The sequence below is a fragment of the Thioclava sp. F36-7 genome (genome assembly GCF_002020075.1).
Lineage (GTDB): Bacteria > Pseudomonadota > Alphaproteobacteria > Rhodobacterales > Rhodobacteraceae > Thioclava > Thioclava sediminum.
Window position 1 is genome coordinate 1 of the sequence record NZ_MPZR01000028.1, and the last position, 1,273, is coordinate 1,273.

At 59.2% G+C, this 1,273-nt stretch carries 1 protein-coding gene; it reads left to right on the plus strand.

Annotated elements, in window-relative coordinates; translation table 11 throughout:
* Window positions 1-80 precede the first annotated feature (80 nt).
* Window positions 81-1,234 (plus strand): IS3 family transposase gene (locus tag BMI89_RS20480; protein ID WP_246832094.1). Its coding sequence is split into 2 segments (ribosomal slippage): window positions 81-333 and window positions 333-1,234, totalling 1,155 coding nucleotides; the frame shifts between segments, so codons are not numbered across the junction.
* Window positions 1,235-1,273: the final 39 nt, after the last annotated feature.

The following is a 1,273-nucleotide window of genomic DNA, read 5'->3' on the forward strand; positions in this document are numbered from 1 at the left end:
TGAGCTACCCCCTGAAATTCGGACACTGACATAAGCTACGATTTGCAGTCTGCTGATCTTCGACGAGAAGGAGATCAGAGATGTCGAAACGCAAGCAGCACGCGCCCGAGTTCAAGGCAAAGGTCGCGCTGGAAGCCCTGAAGGGTGAAGAGACAGCGGCCGAACTGGCGAGCCGGTTCGGGGTGCATCCGACGATGATCCATCAATGGAAGCGGGCCTTGCTCGAAGGCGCGTCGGGCGTGTTCGAGCGCGGGGGCCGAAGGAAGCCCGAGATCGACGAGGAGCAGGTGAAGGAGCTCCACGCCAAGATCGGGGAGCTGGCGGTGGCCAACTCTTTTTTGGAACGAAAGCTGAAGCCTTGGGGCGGGAAGTGAGGCGTGGCATGATCGAGCCGAACCATTCGGATCTGTCGATTGGGCAGCAGTGCAAGCTGCTGTCGATCGCACGCTCATCCTATTACTACGAGCCGAAGGGCGAAACCGAACAGAACCTCGGCCTGATGCGGCAGATCGACGAGCAGTTCCTGGAGACCCCGTTCTTCGGTGTCCGCCAGATGACCTGGCACCTGCGTAACGACGGCCACCTGGTGAACGAGAAGCGGATACGGCGACTGATGCGCCTGATGGGGCTCATGCCGATTTACCAGAAACCCAACACAAGCAGGCCGGCGAAGGGGCACAAGACCTATCCCTACCTGCTGCGAGGTCTGCGGGTGGATCGCCCGAACCAGGTCTGGTGCTCGGATATCACCTACCTGCCCATGCGGCGCGGGTTCCTCTACCTCGTGGCGATCATGGACTGGCACACCCGCAAGGTTCTGTCTTGGCGGATCTCGAACACGCTGGAGGCCGACTTCTGTGTCGAGGCGCTGAACGAAGCCATCCATAAGTTCGGCCCGCCCGAGATAATGAATACGGATCAGGGGTCTCAGTTCACGTCCTTCGCTTGGACGGATCGGCTCCGCCGGTCGGGCGTGAAGATCTCGATGGATGGGAAAGGCCGGTTCCTCGATAACATCTTCATCGAGCGGCTGTGGCGCACTCTGAAATACGAGTGCGTCTACCTGTATGCCTGGGAGACAGGATCGGAGACGAAAGCGGCCATCCGGAAATGGATGACCTTCTACAACCACCAGCGCCCTCACTCAGCCCTCGGCGGCAAGCCACCAGCGCTGGTCTATTGGCAGAGAAATGATATCAACCAATCCGGTCAGCAGGTGCAACGAGTAGCTTAATTTACGCCAGATCCTGTCCAAGAGTCGGGGAGTAGCTCA